Origin of the sequence: Staphylococcus pasteuri (assembly GCF_030547725.1) — a bacterium.
Taxonomy (GTDB): Bacteria; Bacillota; Bacilli; order Staphylococcales; family Staphylococcaceae; genus Staphylococcus; species Staphylococcus pasteuri.
In genome coordinates, this window is sequence record NZ_JAUOQO010001112.1 from 1 (window position 1) to 230 (window position 230).

1 protein-coding gene is annotated in these 230 nt (G+C 53.9%); it reads left to right on the top strand.

Annotation, left to right across the window (positions count from 1 at the left end; all coding sequences use genetic code 11):
• Positions 1 to 19: 19 nt before the first annotated feature.
• Positions 20 to 230, top strand: a 211-nt coding sequence (locus tag Q4528_RS16585) for a TRAP transporter large permease subunit (protein WP_303522902.1), incomplete at its 3' end; no start/stop codon positions are given.

Sequence of the window (230 nt, forward strand, 5' to 3'; positions counted from 1 at the left end):
CCCGTATTCCGAAATCGTGATGGCAGCCGTGTTGCCGTGTCTTTTGTTTTATCTTGCGATCTTTCTGACCGTTGATTTGCAGGCAAAGCACCTTGGCCTGCACGGCGTTCCGCGCAGTGAACTGCCGAAAATGAGCGAACTTGGTCGCGATGCTTTCTTGCTCTTGCCGCTGGTGGTGCTTCTTTATCTGCTGCTGTCTGGCTATTCGATCATTGCGGCCGGGACATGGG